This is a genomic window from Archangium primigenium, from assembly GCF_016904885.1.
In the GTDB taxonomy this organism is placed as follows: Bacteria; Myxococcota; Myxococcia; order Myxococcales; family Myxococcaceae; genus Cystobacter; species Cystobacter primigenius.
Genome location: NZ_JADWYI010000001.1, coordinates 4,412,681 through 4,434,556, shown reverse-complemented (window position 1 = coordinate 4,434,556; position 21,876 = coordinate 4,412,681). Strand labels below are relative to the sequence as shown.

Here is a 21,876-nt window from a genome sequence, read left to right as displayed (position 1 = left end):
CTCCAACCCCCCGTTTTTCCCCGGCTTGGGGCCTACTTCGACCGCGTGCGCTCGGCTTCCTGGGCCCGCGCCTTCTCGCGGAAGTCCCGGGCGAAGGAGGCGAAGCGGTCCTCGGCGATGGCCTCGCGCACCTGCTTCATCAGGGTGAGGAAGTAGTGCAGGTTGTGCAGGGTGTTGAGCCGCATGGCGAGGATCTCCCCCGCCACGAAGAGGTGGCGCAGGTAGGCGCGGCTGAACGTGCGGCAGGTGTAGCAGGTGCACGCCGGGTCCACCGGCCGGGGATCCTTGGCCCAGGTGGCGTTGCGGATGACGAGCTTGCCCTCGGTGGTGAAGAGCAGGCCGTTGCGCGCGCAGCGCGTGGGCAGCACGCAGTCGAACATGTCCACCCCCTGCTCCACGCAGGTGATGAGGTCCACGGGCGTGCCCACCCCCATGAGGTAGCGCGGCTTGTCCCGGGGCAAGAGCGGCGCCGAGTAGGCGACGCCCTCGTACATGGCCTCGGGCGTCTCCCCCACCGCGTAGCCCCCGAGCGCGTAGCCGGGCAGGTCCACCGCGCACACCTCCTCGGCGTGCGCCTTGCGCAGCTGGGGATCCAGTCCGCCCTGGACGATGCCGAAGAGCGAGGAGCGCTCGCGGCTCCAGGCCTTCACGCACCGGTGCAGCCAGCGCGTGGTGCGCGCCAGGGACTGCTCCAGGTAGGCCCGGCTCTCGGTGGACGGCGGGCACTCGTCGAAGGCCATGATGATGTCCGCGCCGAGCGTCTCCTGGATCTCGATGGAGCGCTCGGGCGTGAGCAGGAGCTTGCGCCCGTCCAGGTGGGACTGGAAGGCGGCGCCCTCCTCGGTGATCTTCCGCTTCTCCGACAGGCTGAACACCTGGAAGCCGCCGCTGTCGGTGAGCATGGGCCGGTCCCAGGACACGAAGCGGTGCAGGCCGCCCATCTCCCCCACCAGGTCGTCTCCCGGCCGGAGCATCAGGTGGTAGGTGTTGCCGAGGATGATCTGCGCGTCGAGCGTGAGCAAGTCATCCGGCCCCACGGCCTTGACGCTGCCCACCGTGCCCACGGGCATGAAGATGGGCGTCTCCACCGGGCCGTGGGGTGTGTGCAGGCGGCCCCGGCGCGCGCGTGTGCCCGAGGCGTCCTCGTGCAAGAGCTCGTAGCGCACCAGGCCCGGTTGGACCCGGGTGTCTCCCTTTTCCCCGCGCGGCTGTCCCATGGTGTCCTCTCCCTACTCCGTCACCAGCATCGCATCGCCGTACGAGAAGAACCGGTAGCCGGCGGCGACCGCCTCCCGGTAGGCCGCCAGGGTGCGCTCGCGCCCGAGCAGCGCGCTCACCAGCACCACCAGCGTCGAGCGCGGCAGGTGGAAGTTGGTGAGCAGCACGTCCACCGCCCGGAAGTCGAAGCCCGGGCGGATGAAGATGTCCGTCTCCCCGGGCCCCTCGCGCAGGGCCCCGGCCTGGGCGTCCCACGCCGACTCGAGCGTGCGCACCACCGTCGTGCCCACCGCCACCACCCGGCGGCCCTCGGCCCTGGCGGCGTTGACGGCGCGCGCCGTGGCCTCGGGCACCGTGTAGCGCTCCGGGTGCATGTGGTGCTTGTCCAGATTCTCCTCGCGCACGGGCAGGAAGGTGCCGGGCCCCACGTCCAGCGTCACCTCCACGCGCGAGATGCCCCGGGCCGCGAGCGCCTGGAAGAGGGCGTCCGTGAAGTGCAGGCCCGCGGTGGGGGCCGCCACCGCGCCGGACGCCCGCGCGTACACCGTCTGGTAGCGCTCGGCGTCGGCGGCCTCGGGGGCCCGGGTGATGTAGGGCGGCAGGGGCAGCCGGCCCGCCTGGTCGAGCATCGCCGCGAGCGACGCGCCCGGCGCCGCCAGGAAGCGCACCCGGTACTCCCCGCCCCCGAGCGCCTCGAGCACCTCGGCGTCCAGGCCGCCCGGAAAGGACACCCGCGCGCCCGGCTTGAGGCCCTTGGAGGCCTGACCCAGGCAGATCCAGTCCAGGGCCTCGGGGGCGCCGCCGAGCGCCTGGGACGTGAGCGTGGAGGCCGCGGGCCGCACCACGAGCAGTTCCACCCGGCCCCCCGTGCCCGTCTTGGTGCCCAGGAGCCGGGCGGGGATGACCCGCGCGTCGTTGACGACGAGCAAGTCCCCCTCGCGCAACAGGCCGGGCAGGTCGGAGAACTGGCGGTGGGACGAGGCGCCCGAGGCGCGGCTCACCACCATGAGGCGCGAGGCGTCGCGGGCCGCGAGCGGCGCCTGGGCGATCTGGGCCTCGGGAAGCGCGAAGTCGTAGTCGGAGAGCTGGGAAGACACGGGCGGAGGCGCTTGTAACAGCCCGGACGCCCCGACGGAACCCGTGTGTGTCGGGGCGCGGGGCTCAGTAGAGCTGCTGCAGCTCGGTGCCCGGGTAGTAGTGCTGGAGGATGTCGCGGTAGGTGCGGCCCTGGTCCGCCAGCGCCTTGGCGCCCCACTGGCACAGGCCGGCGCCGTGGCCGTAGCCCCGGCCGGTGAAGCGCCAGACGCCGCCCGCGCGCTCGGCGTCGAAGTCCAGGCTCTTGAGCTTGGTGTAGCCGAGCTTGCGGCGCAGCGTCACGCCGTCCACCGAGGCCCCCCCCGCCGCCGCGACGCGGTTGACGCGGTGGGTGGCGGTGCGCGACGTGACGCGGAAGCCCTCCGAGGACTGGCCCAGGGCCGCGCGCAGCTCGGCCTCGGACACGGTGGCGCTCCAGCGGCTCGCGGGAAGGCGGCCACACGGGCAGTCCACGGCCTGCAGGTAGGGCAGGTCCCGCTGCAGCGCGTCCCACCCCGTCTCGGTCCGCCCGCCGCACGAGGCGTGGAAGTAGGCCTCGATGGGGGCCAGGTCGTAGGTGAGCACCTCCCCGCGCGTGGCCTCCACGGCCACGCGGGTGCGGGCGTCCTCGCGGTTGACGCCGCCGTACACCTGGTGGAGCACGCTGCTGCCCACGTAGAAGGGCGCCCCGTAGGCCTCCAGCTTCTTCTGCAGGGCGTAGGTGCGCGCCGCCACCGCCTGGGCCTTGAGGGCCTCGGGGGGAAAGGAGACGGGCATCTCCCCGCCCAGCACCGCGGCGAGGTAGTCCTCCAGGGGGATGACGTTGATGAGCTGCAGGCCGTCCTTGTACAGGCGCACCACCACGTCCCCGCGCACCTGCATGTCCCCCGCGCGCAGCGGCGCGGAGCCCGGCACCCCGGCGTCCTCCATGTCCGGCCCGGCGCGAAAGCGCACCGCGGCGCCGATGACGGGCGCGCCATTGAGCTCCAGCTTCGCGCCCCGACGCTTGACCACGACCGCGTCCTGCCCGAGCGCCGAGAAGCGCGCGTCCTCGGTATCCGAGCCGAACGCCAACCCCTGGCCACTCACCCGGACCTCGCCCTGGGCGTCACCCATGGCGATGCGCATGGTCTCCACGGCGGAGGCGGAGAGCGGCGCGAGCAGCAGCAAGAGGAGCGCAACAGGACGCAACATGGCGCCAGTGTAGGGGGGGGCGATCACGGCTCAAGAAATCAGCCGCCGGATGACGGAGAATGCCCGTCCCGTGTCCCCTCCCCCCGACGCCGCCCGCCTGTCGACCGCCGAGGTCACCCCCGTGCTGCGCGCGCTGCCACCCCGCGCCGCCGCCCTGCTCCTGATGCGGCTCGCCCAGGGCCGCCCTCGCGCCGAGTGCGCCGCCTTCTACGGCATCCGGCCCGAGGTCTTCGACATCCACCTGCTGCGCGCCGCGCTGGCGCTCTCCCGCGCCCTGGCCCTGCCCGTCCGGGAACCCGAAACGGACGCGGAGGAGACCCTGTGGGCCCAGGCGCTCGCCGGGTCGCTCGACGAGGCGTCGGCCAGCGCGCCCACGGCCTTGCGGGCCACCGGGGCCCTCTGCGAGCGGCTGAGGGCCCTGGGACCGGAACTGGCCGCGGCGCTCCAGGCCGCCGAACGCGCCGAGGAGGCGTCTCCCGCGAGCAAGCGCGAGGATCTGCTGCGCCGCCTGGCCATCCTCGCCCTGCTCGCCCTCACGGCCTACCTGTACCTCAACCGCCCCGAGGAGCCTCCCGCGCGCGTCCCGACACCCCTCCCCCGGGAACGATGAGGCCGTGCCGTCGGCATGCGAGCCGACGGGCTTGTCCTGGCGGCCCATGTCATCCGCGCCGAGGGTCTCCAGCTTTCGGGGGAAGTCGACACCACGAACGCGGGAGGAGAGGGATCATGCGCAACATCAAGGGTTTGTGCCTCGGGGTGATGACGGCGGCGCTGCTTCTGGGCACCGGCTGCAAGCCGAACCAATCCGTGGCCCCCAACGATCCGGCCATGAACCAGGGGACGGGAGGCTCGGGGATGGGCTCGGGTGACGTCCACTCGGTGCCGCGGGACACGGGGACCCAGGACACCCTGGGCCAGGACACCCGGGAGAAGGACTCGTCGCTGGGGACGGGAACGGGCGGCTCGGGCATGAGCCAGGACACGTCGCCGCTGGGCTCGGACTCCGGCACGGGCGGCGCGGGCGACAGCCGGGGCGTCCCAGGAGGCCAGCAGGGCACGAGCCTGGGGGGCAAGGGCGGCGGGGGTGATTCCGCCGGCATGGGCGGTCAGGACACCCCCATGAATGGCGCGGACATCCAGGGCGACCACAGCACGCGCGAGCCCGCCTCGGGGACGACCGAGGGCAACGACTCGAGCCACCGCAACACGGATCCCGGCGCGGATCAGGGCCTGGGCCGCTGAGTCAGGACGGGGCTCGGGCGGAGGACGCGCCCGGGCCCCGGTGTCCCAGCAACACGGCGAGCCCGAGCAGGGGCAGCCCGGCGCCCACGGCACACACCCCGAGCCACCCGGCGTGGCTCCAGCCGAGGCTGCCGAGCCAGGCCCCGAGCGCGCCGCCCACGAAGTACGTCACCATGTAGACGGTGTTGATGCGGTTGCGCGCCTCGGGACGCAGGGCATAGACGCGCGTCTGGTTGGCGATGTGGTTGGCCTGGGCGCCCAGGTCCAGCAGGATGACCCCCGCGGCCAGACCCCAGAGGCCCCACCCGGCCAGCGCGAACACGGCGAAGGCGAGCACCACGAGCCCGAGCGACACGGCGTTGATGCGCCGAGCCCCGCTTGGGTCCGAGCCCCGATCCGAATAGCGGCCCACCAGGGGCGCGGCGATGGCGCCCACCACGCCCACCACGCCGAACAGCCCGGCGGTCCGCGCGCCATACTGCTGAGGCAGCGTGTGCAGGTGGAGCACCAGGGTGGTCCAGAACGCGCTGAAGGACGCGAAGGAGAGCGCGCCCATCAGGGAGTGCAGGCGGAGCACGGGCTCCTCGCGCACCAGGGGCATCAACGAGCGGAGCAAGGCGCCATAGGGGAGCGGGGACGGCGCGGACTGTCGGGGCAGCGTGAGCCGCAACACGACGGCGAGCCCGGCCATCAGGCCCGCGGCGATCCAGAACACGGCGCGCCAGCCAAAACGCACGCCGAGGAAGCCCGCGGCGGTGCGCGACAAGAGGATGCCGATGAGCAGGCCGCTCATGACCAGGCCCACCACCCGGCCTCGCGCCTCGGGCGGCGCGAGGTGGGCGGCGAACGGCACGAGCAACTGGGGCACCACGGTCGTCACGCCCACCAGCGCGCTGGTGGCCACCAACCAGGGCAGGCTCGGAGCCAGCGCCACGCCCAGCAACGCCAGACACACCAGACAGCACATGACCACGATGGTCCGCCGCCGCTCGAGGCTGTCGCCGAGGGGCACGATGAGCAGCAGGCCCAGGGCGTAGCCCACCTGGGAAACGGTGGGCACCAGGCCCACGGCGTGATCCGAGGCCTGGAACGTACGGCCCATGTCCCCGAGCAGGGGCTGGTGGTAGTAGAGATTGGCGACCGCGAGCCCGCCCGAGATGGCCATGATCCAGACGAGCACGGGACGCAAACGCGAGGAGGAGTCCACGCGCGGGCCTGTAACACCTCGCCCTCCTCTGTGCATTGGATGCGGACAGGCCGTGCTGCTAGCCTGACAGAATGATGCGAACGCTCGCCCGGATGGCTTGGTCCCTGAGCCTGCTGCTGCTGCTGGGCGGCGTGGGCTGGGGGCTGGCGACCCACCCGGCGCCAGCCCTGGAGACAGCGCGGTGGTTGGCCGGGCACGTGATGACCCCGGGGGTGCTCGGGTGGGGAGGCGGGGCGCTGGTGCTCTGGGTGGGCGCGGCGCTCGCCGCCTCCCGTCCCTCGCGCGCCGAGCCCCCTCGCGAGCCTCGGCCCGGGCTGTCGCCCCTGGAAGTGGTGGACGCGAACGTCGCGGTGGCCGTGCGGCAATTGCTCGCGGAGATGACCCTGGTGCTGCGCCGCTACGTGATGCGCGCCGAGCCGGACATGATCGCCTTCCTGGACACCCTGCTCGATGGCGCCATCCGGGTGGGCGCCAGCGACGTGCACGTCCATCCGCTGGAGTCGGGCACCCGCATCGCCTTTCGTGTCCACGGCGTGCTCGAGGAGGTGATGATGCTGCCGCGCGAGCACCATCCCCGCCTCATCAACCGCATCAAGGTCCTCTCCCGGGTCGTGCTCTTTCGCACGGACCGGCCGCAGGACGGCCACTTCGCCATCCAGACGCCCGAGGGGCCCGCGGACATCCGGGTGTCCCTGCTGCCCACCAATCACGGAGAGTCCTCGGCGCTGCGCATCGCGCGCAGCAGCGTGCGGCTGCCCCAACTGTCCTCCCTGGGCATCTCCCCGGAGTTGCTCGCGCCCTTCCAGGGTGTGCTCGCCCGGCCTCAGGGCGTCATCTTCGTGGCGGGCGCCACGGGCAGCGGCAAGACGACGACCCTGTACGCCTCGCTCGGGCACATCAAGCAGACGCGCGGTGACATGACCCGGATCGCCACCATCGAGGATCCGATCGAATACGACGTGCCCCTGTTCTCCCAGACCCAGGTGAACACCGAGCAGGGCTTCACCTTCGCCCAGGGCCTGCGCTCGGTGCTGCGCCAGGATCCCAACGTCATCATGGTGGGGGAGATTCGCGACGCGGAGACGGCGCGCACCGCCATCCAAGCGGGGCTCAGCGGCCACCTGCTGCTCACCACGGTGCACGCGAACTCGGCGGCGGGCGTGTTCAACCGGCTCATCGAGATGGGCGTGGAGCCCTTCCTGCTGGCCTCGGCCTCGGTGGCCAGCGTCTCGCAGCGGCTGGTGCGCTCGCTGTGTCCCCACTGCCGCATCCCCTTCCAGCCCGAGCACGAGGAGCTGTTGCGCTTGCAGTCGGCGGGACTGCCCACGACGGGTCCGTTCCATGGCTCCACGGGCTGCCCCCAGTGCGCGGGCTCGGGCTTCCTGGGGCGCACGGCGCTCTACGAGGTGCTGACGGTGACCCCCGCCATCCGCGACTGCATCAACGGCAAGCTGCCCACGTCCCAGACCCAGGACGTGGCGGTGAGGGAAGGCATGGTGCCCTTGCTCGGCGCGGGACTGGCGCGGGTCCACGAGGGGGCCACGACCCTGCGCGAAGTGCTGCGGGTGGTCGGATGAGCCCCCCCACGAGTCAGGGCGCCCCGGCGGTGCTGCGGCTGGCCTCCGCGGTGTGCGCGGTGGTGGCCGCCGGACTCTTCGTCCTGCGGGTGACCCAGGGGGAAGCGCGGACGGCGTCCCTGGAGGCCGAGGACGACACGCCCGTCCAGGAGTCACGCACCGCGTTCCAGGGGGCCCTGCTGTCGTTGGAGTCGAGCCCCTCGGGCGCCTCCGTCCGGGTGAACGGGGTGGACCAGGGGGAGACGCCCGTGACGGTGGGCCTGGACTGCGTGCCGGGCGGGGCCGTGCGCCTGGAGTTCACGCTGCGCGGCTTCGAGAAGACGACGCATGAGACTCCCTGCCCCCGCGACGCCCTCGTCACGCTGAAGGCGCGGCTGCACAAGGCGGCCGGCGCGCGTGCCGGGAAGCGATGATTCCCGTCCGGGACGGACCTCCTCTACGATGGGGCCGTCCCTCCAGGAGTCTTCCCATGTTCCGCCGTCTGTCCGTCCTGATGTGCTCGGCCTGGCTCGCCACGCCCCTCGCCGTGTCCGCCCAGAACCTGTCGCCCGAGGAGATCGCGCGCATCCAGCTCGACGAGAAGGCGGCGCTCAAGAAGATCGACGCGGCCCACGGAGGCAAGAAGCCCTCGGAGATGAGCAACGCCGAGCGCCGGCAGGTGATCGAGGAGCAGCAGGCCGCGCGCCAGGCGGTGATGGAGCGGCACGGGGTGTCGGACAAGGACTACGCGCGGCAGACCGCGCGGATGGGCCCCAAGCAGAACGAGGCGGTGGCGGCCGCGCAGAAGCAACTGGAGGCCCAGCAGAAGGCGGCGGCGGCCCCGCGGCCCGCGTCCGAGGAGATCATCCCCGTGGAGATTCGCGAGGAGATGGCGCCCGCGGAAGGTGCCGCCGCCGCTCCGGCCGAGGCCACGCCCGAGGGCGACATGGGCGACATCCCAGTGTCACAGGAGGAGGAGGCGGGCACCCCCATCGAGCAGATGGAGCGGGGGCAGCTCGACCCGAACATGCCCCTCGACAAGTCGTGACGCGGAGGCCCTAGCCCCAGCGGCGCTCGCGCCACACCGCGTCGTAGGGGCAGGAGCAGTCCGTCTCCTCGGGCTCGGGGTAGACGTAGCGCTCGCCCTTGTAGTTGCGAAACACGGTCTCCTGGGCGCCCCGCTCCACCACGTAGTCCGGCTGGAGCGTCACCTTGCCGCCGCCGCCGGGGAGATCCACGGCGAGGTGGGGAATGGCGAGCCCCGAGGTGTGGCCCCTCATCTGCCGGAGGATCTCCACGCCCTGGGCGATGGGCGTGCGCAGGTGCTCACAGCCCTCGGCGACGTCCATCTGGTGCAGGTAGTAGGGGCGCACGCGCATGCGCAGCAGCGCATGGGACAGCTCCTGGATGATGCGCGCGTCCGAGTTGAGGCGCCGCATGAGCACGGCCTGGTTCTCCACGGGGACGCCATGGTCCACGAGCCGCTCACAGGCCTCGCGCGCCTCGGGGGTGATTTCCTTGGGGTGGTTGAAGTGGGTGATGACGTAGACGGGCGCGTAGCGGCGCAGCAGCCGGGCCAGCGAGTCCGTGACGCGCATGGGCAGGCACACGGGCACGCGCGTCCCGATGCGGACCATCTCCACGTGGGGGATGTCGTACAGGGGCGCGAGCAACTCCTCCAGGCGCTGCTCGGTCAGCAGGAAGGGATCGCCGCCGGAGATGAGCACGTCACGCACCTCGGGATGGGCGCGGACGTAGTCGAGGCCGCGCCGCATCTGCTCCTTGGTGAGCTCCGCCTCACCGCCCTTGGTGATGCGGCGCCGGGTGCAGTGCCGACAGTAGACGGAGCACGTGTCGAGCGCGAGGAAGAGCACCCGGTCCGGGTACTTGTGGACGATGGCCTCCTCGGGCCGGGTCTTGTCCTCGCCGAGCGGGTCCGCGAGCTCACCGGGCCGCACCCGGGCCTCGGCGCGCACGGGAATGGACTGCATGCGCACGGGACAGAGCGGATGGTCCCGATCGATGAGGGACAGGTAGTAGGGGCTGATGCCCACGCGGAACAGGGAGGAGGTCTCCTGCACGCCGGCGCGCTCGTCGGGCGTGAGGGGGATGTACTTCTCCAACTGGGCGAGGTTGCGCACGGCATGGCGCTGCTGCCAGCGCCAGTCGTTCCACTCCGCGTCGGTGGCGGAGGGGAAGAGGGCCGCGCGGCCCGCCTGGGAGGCGGGCCGCGCGGAAGCGCCCTTGGAGGGCGGTGCATCAAAGGGAGTCATGCCGCTCGGGCCTGGTCACGCCACCACTGCTGGCCCGACTCGGGCAGCGTGTAGATGGGATCGAAGTACTCGTACTTGCGCGAGAGCGCCTGCTCGTCGCCGGCTTCGATGCCGGTGCGGTAGTTCTTGGTCCAGTAGGAGATGCCGCGCTCGCGATCGTACTCCGCCACCTGGTGGACCCAGCGCTTGCCCACGAACGGCACGTCACACACGATGCGCGGCGTGGCGAAGCCGGGCATGTAGCCCATGATGTCGTGCTGGAGCTGCTGCGCCTCGGCCACGCTCATGCGCCAGTGCTCCGAGTTGGGGATCATGTCGCACATGTAGAAGTAGTACGGCAGGATCTTCGCGTGATCGAGCAGGGTGAAGCACAGCTCGAGCAGGTCCTTGGGGGTGCCGTTGATGCCGCGCAGGAGCACGCCCTGGTTGCGCACGTCGCGGAAGCCCATGTCGAGCAGCTTGCGCACGGCCTTGCCCACCAAGGGGGTGAGCTGCCGGGCGTTGTTGACGTGGGTATGGAGGGCCAGGTCCACCCCGCGCTCGTTGGCCTTCTTGGCGAGCCGCTCCAGTCCCTGCAGCACGGAGTCCTGGAGGAAGTGCTGGGGGATGGCCATGAGCCCCTTGCTCGCCAGCCGGATGTCCCGGATGTTCGGGATGTCGAGCAGCGCGCTGATGAAGGGCTCGAGCGCCTGGATGGGCAGGTTGGCGATATCGCCCCCGCTGACGACCACGTCGCGCACGGTGGGCGTGCGACGCAGGTAGTCGAGCATCTGCTCGTAGCGGTCCTTCTGGCCCAGGTGGAAGCGGTGCTTCTGGACCTGGGGCACGTCGTTGCCCACCAGGTCCATGCGCGTGCAGTGGCCGCAGTACTGGGGACAGGTGGGGAGCATCTCCGCCAGCACCTTGGTGGGATAGCGGTGCGTCAGTCCCTCGACGGCCCACATCTCGGCCTCATGGAGGCTGTCCCGGCTGGCCTTGGGGTGGTCGGGCCATTCGGTGTGCCGGTCGTCGAAGGCGGGCAGCATGTAGCGCCGGACGGGGTCGTTCCACAGGTCCGCCTCGTCCATCGTGTTGAGCATCTGCGGCGGCACGAGGATGGACATGGTGGCCCGTTCGCGCTGATCGCGCTCCATGCTGGCCAGGAGATCTTCTGGCAGCAGGGGGCCCAGGGCGGCCTGGAGCTCCTTGAAGTTCTTGACGGTGTGTTTGCGCTGCCAGACCGAGCTCTCCCACTCGGCCTGGGTCACGTCCTTGTAGCCCGGCAGGCGGCGCCAGTCGGGCCCCACGAACTCACGGCGGAGGGGATAGGAGAAGGGTTGCTGCGCGGGACCAACGGAGGCCGCTTTCCCGCGAGGGGGCATCGTCGTCATGGCGGTTTCCTTACCGGAAGCAGGGGTCGGGAACGCTTTTTCCGGTGGGGACACCCTCTTTACCTAATGACGTGAAGAGGGCAATCCACGAGGCATTATTCGATCGGCACGTTGATGAGCTTCTCGAGTCCCCCATCGGTGATCTTCACGGTCTGGGGCTTGCTCTGCTTGCCATCGAGCTTGAAGACGATCGAGTGGTTGCCCACGGGGAGGACGAGCGCGTTGCCGAGGGCCGCGGGGGTTTCCCGGCCCGAGTACTTGCCATCCACCCAGATTTGCGCCCCGTTGGGACGGGAGCTGCAGGCGAGCTTGCCCTTGGCGTTGGACACGGCCACCTTGGGAGCGGGCGGCGGCTTGGGGGCCGGCACGACCTTGGCGACAGGGGCCCGATCCGGGGCCGGCGTGGGCACGGGCGCGGGGGGCGGTGCTTCCTTCTCGAGCTCGAACGGGACCCGGACCTGCTCGGCGCCATCGGAGCGGAACTGCCCCGAGTAGCTCTTGTAGCCCACCCGAGTGGCCTTGAACTCGTAGGTCTTGCCGATGGTGAGGTTGGCCAGCTTGGCCTCGGGCGTCTTGCCGGCGCTCTTGCCATCCACGGCGATCTCGGCGCCTGGCGTGCCAACGAACACGGCGGAGAACAGGGTCGGCTTGGGCGGCTCGACGGCGGACGGCTCCACGGGGGGCGCGGTGCGCGGCTCGCCGGTCGCCACGGCGGTGGGGGCGGGCGTGGGTTTTTCGGGCTCGGGTGCGGGCGTCGTGCCCGTCCCTGTCCCCGTTCCGGTCGAGGTGCCCGTGTCCGAGGGCGCGGCCGCGACCGGAGGCGGAGACGCCGTGCCACCCGCCGGGGTCTCTTCCAGGACGACGGAGACGACCTGCGGGGACTGTCCCTTGGTGATGCGGATCTCCTGCTGCCGGGTCACATGGCCCGGAGCGCTCACGGACACGGAGTGCGTGCCCTCGGTAAGTTGGATGACTTCGTTCGGGGCCTTGAGCATCCCGTCGATGCGCACATCGGCGCCGCGGGAGGGCTGCACGGAGATCATCACCTCGCCCGTGCCGGGACCGGAGAACAGGAGGAAGCCCACGACGGAGACCAGCAGCACCGCGGCCCCCGCTGCGGCCGCGATGACCTTGGGAGAGGGCTTCTTGCGCGGAACGCTCTCCGTACGAGCTGCCTTGGCGCGCGCTGCGGCCGGCTTCTCGGGCGCGGGCGCTGGCTCCTGGTTGAGCAGGATGGGCCCCGTGGCCTCTTCTTCCTGAGGATCCTCCTCGGACTCGAAGCCCTGGTCGCCGTATCCGTCCTCCGCGTCGTCCGCGTAGGCCTGCTGATCCTCGTGCTCGGACCGGTCGTCCGGCTCATCGTCGAGCGCGGGTCTCACCATGGTCGCGTTGGACACCGCATGCCCGACCCGGGTGGAGTCCGCCGAAGCCATCGGGCTCTCGTAGTCCGAAGGCGCCGAGGGCACGGGTCCGATGACCGTGGCGCCGCCGGCGTTCTCGCCCTCATCGCCGATGACCACCCGGGATTTGACGCCGCCACGGGCGCGGGAGGGCTGAGCGGAGCTGGCGGCGGCGTAATCGGTTTCGCCCGTCAGACTGTCATCGACCAACACGCTGGAAGACGGCTCGGAGGGCGGTCCGGCCAGCAGTCCATTCGTCGAGTCGACGATCTGCGTCTTGTCCCCTGCCCCGTCCATCTCCGCGAGCTCCTCCTCGGTGGGCGGAGGCACGTAGCTGGCGCGCGGCGCGGGAGCCGGGGCGGGAGCCGCCGAGCGAGAGGCCGCGGGCATCGCGAGGACGGACTGATTGCGGCGCGGCGCGCGCATCATGTCGCCGGTGACCCCGGAGGTCTCGATGGTATCCGGCCGCTCGACGGACGCGTAGCGCTCCATCTTCTCGGCTTCCCGGAGGATGTCCTCGGCGAAGGCCTCCTTCATGTAGCTGGAGAGGTGCTTGGAGGAGTAGATGGCATCGCCCGCCAGGAGGAACCGCATCAGGTCCTCCTGCAGGTCCGAGGACCACTGATACCGCGTGTCCGCATCGCCAGAGAGGGCCTTCATCAGCACCCGCTCGAGCCCCGTCGGAATGTTCGGATTGAACTGCCGCGGAGTGGGCACGTCGGCATTGCGGACCTTCTCCAGCGTGGAGAAGTCGGATTCACCGACGAACAGCCGCTCGCCTGTGAGCATTTCGTAGAGGATGACGCCCACCGCGAAGACATCGCTGCGGCGATCGATGGGCAAGCCCCGGACCTGCTCCGGGCTCATGTACCCGAACTTCCCCTTGAGGATGCCGGCTTGCGTCTTCTGCGACCGGTTCGCCGCCTTGGCGATACCAAAGTCGATGATCTTCACCTCGCCCTCGTACGAGATGAGGATGTTCTGGGGCGAGATGTCGCGGTGGATGATGTTCAGGTCTTGTCCGCGTGCATCCTTCTTGCGGTGCGCGTAGTCGAGGCCCTCGCAGATCTTCGAGGCGAGAAACACCGCTTGCGCCGTGGGCATGATCTCCTTGCGCCGGCGGTAGCGCTCCAGGAGCGTGCGCAGATCTCGGCCCGGCACGTACTCCATGGCGATGAAGTAGGTGTCCTCGTGCTTCCCCAGTTCGTGGATGTGCACGATGTTGGCATGGTTCAGCTGCACGCTGATCCGCGCTTCATCAATGAACATCGTGATGAACTCGTCGTCCTCCGCCATCGTCGGAAGGATCTTCTTGATGGCGAGGATCCGCTCGAACCCCTCGACGCCGAAGGCCTTGGCCGTGAAGACCTCCGCCATGCCGCCAACGTTGATGCGCTCGAGGAGGAGGTACTTCCCAAATAGGGTCGGCTTCTTCATTGCGTGGGATCGCCCGCGCCCGGGATGGCCACGGTGCCGCTGGAGGGAAAACGGTAGGTGGAAGACCGGACGAGGACGGAACTTTAGACGGAGCGCGAATGGGGAGTCAAACGGCCCCTTGCCCCGATTCCCTAAGAGTTCCAGCCACTTGGGCTCCATTCGCGCTCAAGCGGGCACGAAAATGAAGATGTGCTTCGTCGCAGACACGTGGCGAGACCAAGTGCACTCGCCGGGCGTCCAACGCGGAAGGCGCTTGAGTCCGCAAAAGGAGAAGGCCCCGAGCGTCCACGGTGAAGTGGAGGCGCGGGGCCTTCAAGAGAAAAAAATCCGGCAGCGACCTACTCTCCCGCGCGGTTTCCCGCGGAGTACCATCGGCTCTGGAGGGCTTAACTTCCGTGTTCGGGATGGGAACGGGTGGGACCCCTCCGACATTGCCACCGGAAAACTGGTGTACGTCTCAAGTCCATACGAAGGGTAGGGAAATCAACTTCCGGCTGCGAAGTTCGCAAGTGCCGCTTTCCGGGCCCAGCGCTTCCCTCTCGGGAGCTGCTCGGGGCCTCGAACCTGGCCTCGACTCGTCGGACACCTCCCGGTTACCGGGGGCTCCTGAGAGATTGAGGTAAAGTAAGCCTCTCGACCAATTAGTACCGGTTAGCTCAACGTGTTACCACGCTTACACACCCGGCCTATCAACGTCGTCGTCTTCGACGGGTCTTCTGGGGCTTGCGCCCGGGATACCTGTTCTTGAGGTCGGTTTCCCGCTTAGATGCTTTCAGCGGTTATCCAATCGACACATGGCTACCCAGCGATGCCTCTGGCGAGACAACTGGTACACCAGCGGTGTCTCCAACCCGGTCCTCTCGTACTAAGGTCAGAGCCTCTCAAGTATCCTACGCCCACAGCAGATAGGGACCAAACTGTCTCACGACGTTTTGAACCCAGCTCGCGTACCGCTTTAATTGGCGAACAGCCAAACCCTTGGGACCTGCTCCAGCCCCAGGATGCGATGAGCCGACATCGAGGTGCCAAACCTCCCCGTCGATGTGAACTCTTGGGGGAGATAAGCCTGTTATCCCCGGAGTACCTTTTATCCGTTGAGCGATGGCCCTTCCATTCAGGACCACCGGATCACTATGACCTGCTTTCGCACCTGCTCGACGTGTCCGTCTCGCAGTCAAGCTCCCTTATGCCATTGCACTCGCCGCCCGGTTTCCAATCGGGCTGAGGGAACCATCGCGCGCCTCCGTTACGTTTTGGGAGGCGACCGCCCCAGTCAAACTACCCACCAGACAGTGTTCCAACTCCCGATGAGGGAGCATGGTTAGACACCAGAATCCGACAGGGTGGTATTTCACCGTTGCCTCCACCGAACCTAGCGGCCCGGCTTCAAAGGCTCCCACCTATCCTACACAGTCGAACCCTAGTGTCACTGTCAAGTTGTAGTAAAGGTTCACGGGGTCTTTCCGTCTTGCTGCGGGTAAACTGCATCGGCACAGCTATTTCAATTTCGCTGAGTCCCTCTCCGAGACAGCGCGGAAGTCGTTACTCCATTCGTGCAGGTCGGAACTTACCCGACAAGGAATTTCGCTACCTTAGGACCGTTATAGTTACGGCCGCCGTTTACTGGGGCTTCGGATCATCGCTTCACCTTGCGGCTGACGAATCCCCTTAACCTTCCAGCACCGGGCAGGAGTCAGACCCTATACGTCGGCTTCTTGCCTTCGCAGAGTCCTGTGTTTTTGGTAAACAGTCGCTACCGCCATTTCTCTGCAACCCCTCTGGGCTTCGGCTGTACGCCTACACCTACCAGGGGCCCACCTTCTTCCGAAGTTACGGTGGAAATTTGCCTAGTTCCTTGGAGGAGAGTTCTCTCAAGCGCCTTAGGATTTTCTCCTCACCCACCTGTGTCGGTTTGCGGTACGGACACCCTGTAGACTCCCCGCGGAACTTTTCTTGGAAGCCGAGCATCAGCGACTTGCCCCGTGAGGGGGGCCATGGGGTCTCGGGGATAGCTGCCGCGCCTTTATTCGTACGCGACACCCCTACGCCTTTGGACTGACACAACCACCGGTCAGCTCGCCTAGCTTTCTCCGTCCTTCCTCGGTTCAACGTCTACAAGATGGCGCAGGAATATTAACCTGCTTGCCATCACCTACGCCTTTCGGCCTCGGCTTAGGTCCCGGCTAACCCTGGGAAGATTAACTTGACCCAGGAAACCTTGGGTTTACGGCGAGGGGGTTTCCCACCCCCTTTATCGCTACTCATTTCGGCATCAGCACTCGCAACCGCTCCACCAGCCCTTACGGTCTAGCTTCTCCGCTGTTGCAACGCTCCCCTACCACTGCATGCGCCTGACGCATGCAATCCGAAGCTTCGGCGCTAGTCTTGAGCCCCGTTACATTTTCGGCGCGGCCTGTCTCGACCAGTGAGCTATTACGCTTTCTTTAAAGGATGGCTGCTTCTAAGCCAACCTCCTGGTTGTCAATGACCTGCCACATCCTTTCTAGTGTTCACTTAGACTAGACTTGGGGGCCTTAGCTGTCGGTCTGGGTTATTCCCCTCTTGCCAATGGACGTTATCACCCACTGACTGCTTCCCGAGATAACAAGTACTGGCATTCGGAGTTTGGTACGGTTTGGTAATCTGGTGAGACCCCTAGCCGTTCCAGTGCTCTACCTCCAGTATTGAATTCCTCGAGACGATACCTAAATATCTTTCGGGGAGAACCAGCTATCACGGAGTTTGATTGGCCTTTCACCCCTACACACAGCTCATCCCAGAAATTTTCAACTTTCATGAGTTCGGTCCTCCATGAGGTGTTACCCTCACTTCAACCTGGCCATGTGTAGATCACCCCGCTTCGGGTTATAATGCACGCAACTCTGTCGCCCGTTTCGGACTCGCTTTCGCTCCGGCTCCACCTATCGGCTTAGCCTCGCTACGTACATTAAGTCGCCGAATCATGATGCAAAAGGTACGCCCTCGCACTGGGTTGCCCCGTAGTGCTCGGACTGCTTGTAGACATGCGGTTTCAGGTTCTTTTCATTCCCCTCACCGGGGTTCTTTTCACCTTTCCCTCGCGGTACTAGTTCACTATCGGTCGCCAAGGAGTATTTAGCCTTACCGGATGGTCCCGGCAGATTCAGGCAGGATTGCACGTGTCCCGCCCTACTTGGGTAACCCGCTCAGCCTCCGTCCGTTTTCGCGTACGCGACTCTCACGCTCTCTGGTTCACCTTTCCAGGTGATTCCGCTAACAGACAAAGGTCCTACCGCGGACCCGCAACCCCGATGCCACTTGCGTGACACCGGTTTAGGCTCCTCCCATTTCGCTCGCCGCTACTCTGGGAATCACTCGTTGTTTTCTTCTCCTCAGGGTACTGAGATGTTTCACTTCCCCTGGTTCGCTCCTTCGGCCCTATGTATTCAGGCCGAGGTAACGAGGCTTTCACCTCGCTGGGTTTCCCCATTCGGACATCTCCGGCTCAACGTTCGGTTGGCAACTCCCCGGAGCTTTTCGCAGCCACCCACGTCCTTCATCGCCTCTTGGCACCTAGGCATCCACCGCACGCCCTTAGTAGCTTACTTACCTGAATCCCTCAAAAGCCCGCCTCCCGGCGGCACCCAACAACTCGAGTCCAGGTCCCAGGCCCCGACTCTTCGTCGCGGACCCGGAAAACTTACACTTGCTTGAGTGCATGAGCTTCCGGCCCACCCACTGCTCTCGCAGTCGACGGCCTTCCACTTCATGCTGAACTTCTCAGCAGAAATTGATTTCTACCCTTCGTATGCACTTGTCAAAGAACGCTTCCGACGTGTTTCTTCATCGGACAACCGTGTGGAGCTGGACGGGATCGAACCGACGACTTCTAGCTTGCAAAGCTAGCGCTCTCCCAACTGAGCTACAGCCCCAAACCTTCGTCGTAGGTATCCACTTGCCGGCCTTCCTCGCGTCTCCCAGTGCAACCCCTCTCGGGGGACTGGTGGGCCTAGGTGGACTTGAACCACCGACCTCGCGCTTATCAGGCGCGCGCTCTAGCCAGCTGAGCTATAGGCCCAGTGGATTTCCCTCACAGCGTCCAATTCTTTCAAAGAACCGAGCCTCAGCTCGGCCTCTCAAAACCAGACAGCAAGCCCTCGACAGTATTGCAGAAACGTTGACCTGGTCGACCTCGGCCACCGAAGTGGCTGGTACACCCTGTGGCGCCGAAGCGCTCACCGTGTACCCGGTCTCCTTAGAAAGGAGGTGATCCAGCCGCAGGTTCCCCTACGGCTACCTTGTTACGACTTCACCCCAGTTACCGACCACTCCTTGGGCACCTCTTGGTGAGATGACTTCTGGAGCAATCGACTCCCATGGTGTGACGGGCGGTGTGTACAAGGCCCGGGAACGTATTCACCGCAGCGTGCTGATCTGCGATTACTAGCGATTCCGCCTTCATGGAGTCGAGTTGCAGACTCCAATCTGAACTGAGACCGGTTTTATGCGATTAGCTCCCTCTCGCGAGTTGGCAACGCTTTGTACCGGCCATTGTAGCACGTGTGTAGCCCTGGTCATAAAGGCCATGAGGACTTGACGTCATCCCCACCTTCCTCCGGTTTAACACCGGCAGTCCCTCTAGAGATCCACTTGCGTGGCAACTAAAGGCGAGGGTTGCGCTCGTTGCGGGACTTAACCCAACATCTCACGACACGAGCTGACGACAGCCATGCAGCACCTGTCTCTCGGCTCCCTTGCGGGCACCGCCTCATCTCTGAGGCATTCCGAGGATGTCAAGACCAGGTAAGGTTCTGCGCGTTGCGTCGAATTAAACCACATGCTCCACCGCTTGTGCGGGCCCCCGTCAATTCCTTTGAGTTTTAGTCTTGCGACCGTACTTCCCAGGCGGAGAACTTAATGCGTTAGCTACGGCACCGCGGGGGTCAACACCCACGACACCTAGTTCTCATCGTTTACGGCGTGGACTACCAGGGTATCTAATCCTGTTTGCTACCCACGCTTTCGCGTCTCAGCGTCAGTCACCGTCCAGGTGGCCGCCTTCGCCACCGGTGTTCCTCCCCATATCTACGAATTTCACCTCTACTTGGGGAATTCCGCCACCCTCTCCGGCACTCAAGCTCTGCAGTTTCGAACGCACTTCCTCGGTTGAGCCGAGGGCTTTCACATCCGACTTGCAAAGCCGCCTACACGCGCTTTACGCCCAATAATTCCGAACAACGCTTGCACCCTCTGTATTACCGCGGCTGCTGGCACAGAGTTAGCCGGTGCTTCTTCTCCCGGTACCGTCAAGCCCTTGAGTGTTAGCCAAGGGGTTTTCGTCCCGGTCGAAAGTGCTTTACAATCCAAAGACCTTCATCACACACGCGGCGTTGCTGCGTCAGGCTTTCGCCCATTGCGCAAAATTCCCCACTGCTGCCTCCCGTAGGAGTCTGGACCGTGTCTCAGTTCCAGTGTGGCTGATCGTCCTCTCAGACCAGCTACCCGTCGTTGCCTTGGTGGGCCATTACCCCGCCAACTAGCTGATGGGCCGCGGGCTCATCCAGATGTGATAGCTTGTATACAGAGGCCACCTTTTCCCTCGAGAGCCGAAGCTCCTGGGGGCTTATCCGGTATTAGCCAATCTTTCGACTGGTTATCCCAGACATCCGGGCAGATTACCCACGTGTTACGCACCCGTGCGCCGCTCTACTAGGATTGCTCCATTCGCGCTCGACTTGCATGTGTTAGGCACGCCGCCAGCGTTCGTTCTGAGCCAGGATCAAACTCTCCAATTGAATTTGAAGTGTCGAACCGGCTGAGCCAGGTCCCGGCTAAGGGGTTTCCTGACCTTCGCTGTTCTACGGGCACCCGGCCAATCGACTCCCGCCGACTCGCTTCAGGTGCCCGGGACTACAAGAATTGACTGCGGTTTCCGCAATCTGTCTTCTTTGGGCTTGCTATCTGGTTTTCAAAGACCGAACCGCTTGTCGCGGCCCCTGCGCTGTGCTACCGTCGGCTTCACCGTGTCGGTGCCGCCCACCGTGCTGCGCGGGCTGCCTTCTTTACTTCCGAACCGGCTCGACTGTCAAGCAACCGATGTTGCTTCGTCTCACCGCTTCGCTTCGAAGCCAAACCGCCGAGGCGGCTTTTCTTTCGAAGGGGCGCGGAACCTACTGCCGTTCCGCCTTCCCTGTCAACTCGCTTCGTCGACTCGTTTCTTCTCGCTGCCCGGCGCACTGTCGCTTTCGCGACTTCTTCCGGTTCAGTGGGAGGCGGCTTCTACCACCACCGCGTTTCGAGTCAACTTCGTTCGCTGACTGCTTATTTCGTCTGGGTCCTGCTCGTCCGGAGGTCCCCGTCGCCAGTGCGACTTCGTCCTTCCCGTCCGTGGGGCGCGGCTTCTAGCCCGCCGCCCTCCCGAGTGTCAACCCGCTTCGTCAACCCTCGTTTTCCTTCCACCCGACCTTCTGTCACCTGCGCGACAGTCCGTCTTCCGGAGGGACGCGGCTTCTACCACCACCGCGTTTCGAGTCAACCTCGCTGCGTCGACTCTTTATTTCTTCTGGCCTCGAACGACTTGCCCCCGCCAGTGCGGTGACGCCTGCCCGTTCGAAGGGACGCGGCTTCTACCACCACCGCGTTTCGAGTCAACCCCACTGCGTCGACTCTTTATTTCCTTTGGCCCCGAATGGCTCGTCACCGCCAGCGCGGTGACCCCTGCCCGTTCGAAGGGGCGCGGCTTGTACCACCGCCGCGCTCGAAGTCAACCGCCCGTACACGCAGGACAAGCAGCGGCGCCGACTTCACTTCAAGCAAAGCCAGTGTGCCTCCTTGTTGCTCACGCGCCGGAGGAAGCCCTCCCCTCCTGGCTCGAGCCTCGCTCCGATATCCCCCGCGCCGTGCGTGCCGCCCCCGCGCTAAGTTCCCTTCTATGAGACTGCTCCTCAACATCCTCTGGATCGTCTTCGGAGGGGGCTTCATCATCGCGCTCGAGTACGTGCTTGGCGGCCTGCTGCTTTGCCTCACCCTCGTGGGCATCCCCTTCGGGGTTCAATGCTTCAAGCTCGCCGGCTTGGGCCTCCTTCCTTTTGGAAAGGACATTGTCGACGCGCCTGGTGGTAACCCCATCGGCTGTGTCCTCAACGTCTTCTGGCTCGTCTTCGCCGGGATCTGGATCTTCCTCAGTCACATCGGGCTGGCCCTCGGACTCGCGGTGACCCTCATCGGCATCCCCTTCGCCATCCAGCATATCAAGCTCGCCCTGCTCGCCCTCGCGCCGTTCGGTAAGCTCGTGCGCACGCCGTGATCGCCTCAGAACGCCACGCCAAAGGCCAGCCGGGGGGTTGGGACGATCTGCACTCGAAGCGCCCCCTCCTCTGGTGAGTTCAGGTCCGGAATCGAGCGGTACTGCGCGGAGAACCCTGCGGACAGGGTGATTCGATCGAACAACACCAGGGTCCAGCCCACGCTGCCGCCCAGCCCCAGGCCCAGCCCCTTGGTCCGGACGTGATCCGCGAAGCGCAGCTGGTAGTTCACGCTCAACTCCGGTCCGAAGAAGACCCCGCTCGGCGCCGTCCCCAGCACGAACAGCCTCGTTCCCACCGTACCCGCGAGGCCCAGCGCCCAGGTGCTGGACGTCTGGCCGTACGAGAACTCGGGCGCCAGATAGACGGAGAGGCGGCTTCCCAGCGCTCGTTCGTACTCCATTCCCAATTGAGCATACTTGAGCGCCAACGGGTTGACCGTGAACGTGTTGCGCGCCCCCAGGTCCTCTTCCTCTTCCTCGGGAGGCGGCGTCGGCTCACCCAGGTCCGAGAACCACTTCTTCACCCGCGTCAGGACGTCCGCCGCCTGCGCCTCCCAAGGCGTGAGCACCCACAACACCAGCAGGAGACTCGAGAGGGAACGACGCATGGGATTCTCCTG

14 protein-coding genes, 2 tRNA genes and 3 rRNA genes are annotated in these 21,876 nt (G+C 66.4%); 6 read left to right on the top strand and 13 right to left on the bottom strand.

The annotated features are described in order from the left end of the window. Positions 1-32: 32 nt before the first annotated feature. From tgt to I3V78_RS18450, 3 genes are all read right to left on the bottom strand, one after another. On the bottom strand, positions 33-1,217 hold the full coding sequence (gene tgt, locus I3V78_RS18460; protein WP_204489782.1) for a tRNA guanosine(34) transglycosylase Tgt: 1,185 nt from the start codon (positions 1,215-1,217) through the stop codon (positions 33-35). Positions 1,218-1,229: 12 nt separating this feature from the next. Beyond that, complete coding sequence (gene queA / locus I3V78_RS18455; protein WP_204489781.1) at positions 1,230-2,315, bottom strand: tRNA preQ1(34) S-adenosylmethionine ribosyltransferase-isomerase QueA; 1,086 nt, start codon at positions 2,313-2,315, stop codon at positions 1,230-1,232. A gap of 64 nt (positions 2,316-2,379) precedes the next feature. After that, positions 2,380-3,486 (bottom strand): SpoIID/LytB domain-containing protein, encoded by a 1,107-nt coding sequence (locus tag I3V78_RS18450; RefSeq protein ID WP_204489780.1) that lies wholly within the window; start codon positions 3,484-3,486, stop codon positions 2,380-2,382. Between the two features lie 70 nt (positions 3,487-3,556). Here I3V78_RS18450 and I3V78_RS18445 point away from each other — a divergent pair, with 70 nt between their 5' ends. Both I3V78_RS18445 and I3V78_RS18440 read left to right on the top strand, forming a co-directional pair. Beyond that, complete coding sequence (locus I3V78_RS18445; protein ID WP_204489779.1) at positions 3,557-4,096, top strand: hypothetical protein; 540 nt, start codon at positions 3,557-3,559, stop codon at positions 4,094-4,096. Between the two features lie 116 nt (positions 4,097-4,212). Next, positions 4,213-4,728: a hypothetical protein gene (locus I3V78_RS18440; protein WP_204489778.1), complete on the top strand. Its 516-nt coding sequence runs from the start codon at positions 4,213-4,215 to the stop codon at positions 4,726-4,728. 1 nt (position 4,729) lies between these two features. Here I3V78_RS18440 and I3V78_RS18435 read toward each other — a convergent pair whose 3' ends face one another. Beyond that, positions 4,730-5,893: an MFS transporter gene (locus tag I3V78_RS18435; RefSeq protein ID WP_204496697.1), complete on the bottom strand. Its 1,164-nt coding sequence runs from the start codon at positions 5,891-5,893 to the stop codon at positions 4,730-4,732. Positions 5,894-6,027: 134 nt separating this feature from the next. Here I3V78_RS18435 and I3V78_RS18430 point away from each other — a divergent pair, with 134 nt between their 5' ends. From I3V78_RS18430 to I3V78_RS18420, 3 genes are read left to right on the top strand one after another with little or no spacing between them, the layout of a single operon-like run. Then, positions 6,028-7,512, top strand: coding sequence for a GspE/PulE family protein (locus I3V78_RS18430; protein ID WP_239576478.1), 1,485 nt, complete (start codon positions 6,028-6,030; stop codon positions 7,510-7,512). Then, positions 7,509-7,925, top strand: a complete 417-nt coding sequence (locus I3V78_RS18425; protein WP_204489777.1) for a PEGA domain-containing protein — start codon at positions 7,509-7,511, stop codon at positions 7,923-7,925. Before I3V78_RS18430 ends, I3V78_RS18425 begins: the two co-directional genes overlap by 4 nt. 56 nt (positions 7,926-7,981) lie before the next feature. Next, positions 7,982-8,539 carry a hypothetical protein gene (locus I3V78_RS18420; RefSeq protein ID WP_204489776.1) on the top strand — a complete coding sequence of 186 codons (558 nt, stop codon included), beginning with the start codon at positions 7,982-7,984 and terminating at the stop codon, positions 8,537-8,539. 10 nt (positions 8,540-8,549) lie between these two features. Here I3V78_RS18420 and I3V78_RS18415 read toward each other — a convergent pair whose 3' ends face one another. The 8 genes from I3V78_RS18415 to I3V78_RS18380 form a co-directional block, all read right to left on the bottom strand. After that, positions 8,550-9,764 carry a KamA family radical SAM protein gene (locus I3V78_RS18415; protein ID WP_204489775.1) on the bottom strand — a complete coding sequence of 405 codons (1,215 nt, stop codon included), beginning with the start codon at positions 9,762-9,764 and terminating at the stop codon, positions 8,550-8,552. After that, entirely contained in the window at positions 9,761-11,134 is a 1,374-nt protein-coding gene (locus I3V78_RS18410) for a KamA family radical SAM protein (protein ID WP_204489774.1), read from the bottom strand. Before I3V78_RS18410 ends, I3V78_RS18415 begins: the two co-directional genes overlap by 4 nt. Before the next feature lie 95 nt (positions 11,135-11,229). Next, positions 11,230-13,971 (bottom strand): serine/threonine-protein kinase, encoded by a 2,742-nt coding sequence (locus tag I3V78_RS18405; protein ID WP_204489773.1) that lies wholly within the window; start codon positions 13,969-13,971, stop codon positions 11,230-11,232. A 325-nt stretch (positions 13,972-14,296) separates the two neighbouring features. Continuing rightward, positions 14,297-14,413 (bottom strand): 5S ribosomal RNA (gene rrf / locus I3V78_RS18400). Between the two features lie 178 nt (positions 14,414-14,591). Next, positions 14,592-17,558: ribosomal RNA gene (locus I3V78_RS18395) — 23S ribosomal RNA — on the bottom strand. A 251-nt stretch (positions 17,559-17,809) separates the two neighbouring features. Further along, positions 17,810-17,882: transfer RNA gene (locus tag I3V78_RS18390), tRNA-Ala, on the bottom strand. 69 nt (positions 17,883-17,951) lie between these two features. Further along, positions 17,952-18,028: transfer RNA gene (locus I3V78_RS18385), tRNA-Ile, on the bottom strand. Between the two features lie 181 nt (positions 18,029-18,209). Next, positions 18,210-19,745 (bottom strand): 16S ribosomal RNA (locus I3V78_RS18380). Together the 16S, 23S and 5S rRNA genes with 2 tRNA genes alongside form the textbook arrangement of a ribosomal RNA operon. A gap of 1,136 nt (positions 19,746-20,881) precedes the next feature. Between I3V78_RS18380 and I3V78_RS18375 the strand changes: the two genes are divergently transcribed. Further along, positions 20,882-21,256, top strand: coding sequence for a YccF domain-containing protein (locus I3V78_RS18375; RefSeq protein ID WP_204489772.1), 375 nt, complete (start codon positions 20,882-20,884; stop codon positions 21,254-21,256). 5 nt (positions 21,257-21,261) lie between these two features. Here the strand turns inward: I3V78_RS18375 and I3V78_RS18370 are convergent, their stop codons facing one another. Beyond that, entirely contained in the window at positions 21,262-21,864 is a 603-nt protein-coding gene (locus tag I3V78_RS18370) for a hypothetical protein (protein WP_204489771.1), read from the bottom strand. Between the last annotated feature and the right edge of the window lie 12 nt (positions 21,865-21,876).

Bases quoted from the DNA above. Each gene is read 5' to 3' on its own strand.
- tgt (WP_204489782.1), bottom strand. From the start codon at position 1,217: ATGGGACAGCCGCGCGGGGAAAAGGGAGACACCCGGGTCCAACCGGGC.
- I3V78_RS18450 (WP_204489780.1), bottom strand. From the start codon at position 3,486: ATGTTGCGTCCTGTTGCGCTCCTCTTGCTGCTGCTCGCGCCGCTCTCC.
- I3V78_RS18440 (WP_204489778.1), top strand. From the start codon at position 4,213: ATGCGCAACATCAAGGGTTTGTGCCTCGGGGTGATGACGGCGGCGCTG.
- I3V78_RS18435 (WP_204496697.1), bottom strand. From the start codon at position 5,893: ATGGCCATCTCGGGCGGGCTCGCGGTCGCCAATCTCTACTACCACCAG.
- I3V78_RS18430 (WP_239576478.1), top strand. From the start codon at position 6,028: ATGGCTTGGTCCCTGAGCCTGCTGCTGCTGCTGGGCGGCGTGGGCTGG.
- I3V78_RS18425 (WP_204489777.1), top strand. From the start codon at position 7,509: ATGAGCCCCCCCACGAGTCAGGGCGCCCCGGCGGTGCTGCGGCTGGCC.
- I3V78_RS18420 (WP_204489776.1), top strand. From the start codon at position 7,982: ATGTTCCGCCGTCTGTCCGTCCTGATGTGCTCGGCCTGGCTCGCCACG.
- I3V78_RS18415 (WP_204489775.1), bottom strand. From the start codon at position 9,764: ATGACTCCCTTTGATGCACCGCCCTCCAAGGGCGCTTCCGCGCGGCCC.
- I3V78_RS18410 (WP_204489774.1), bottom strand. From the start codon at position 11,134: ATGACGACGATGCCCCCTCGCGGGAAAGCGGCCTCCGTTGGTCCCGCG.
- I3V78_RS18405 (WP_204489773.1), bottom strand. From the start codon at position 13,971: ATGAAGAAGCCGACCCTATTTGGGAAGTACCTCCTCCTCGAGCGCATC.
- I3V78_RS18375 (WP_204489772.1), top strand. From the start codon at position 20,882: ATGAGACTGCTCCTCAACATCCTCTGGATCGTCTTCGGAGGGGGCTTC.
- I3V78_RS18370 (WP_204489771.1), bottom strand. From the start codon at position 21,864: ATGCGTCGTTCCCTCTCGAGTCTCCTGCTGGTGTTGTGGGTGCTCACG.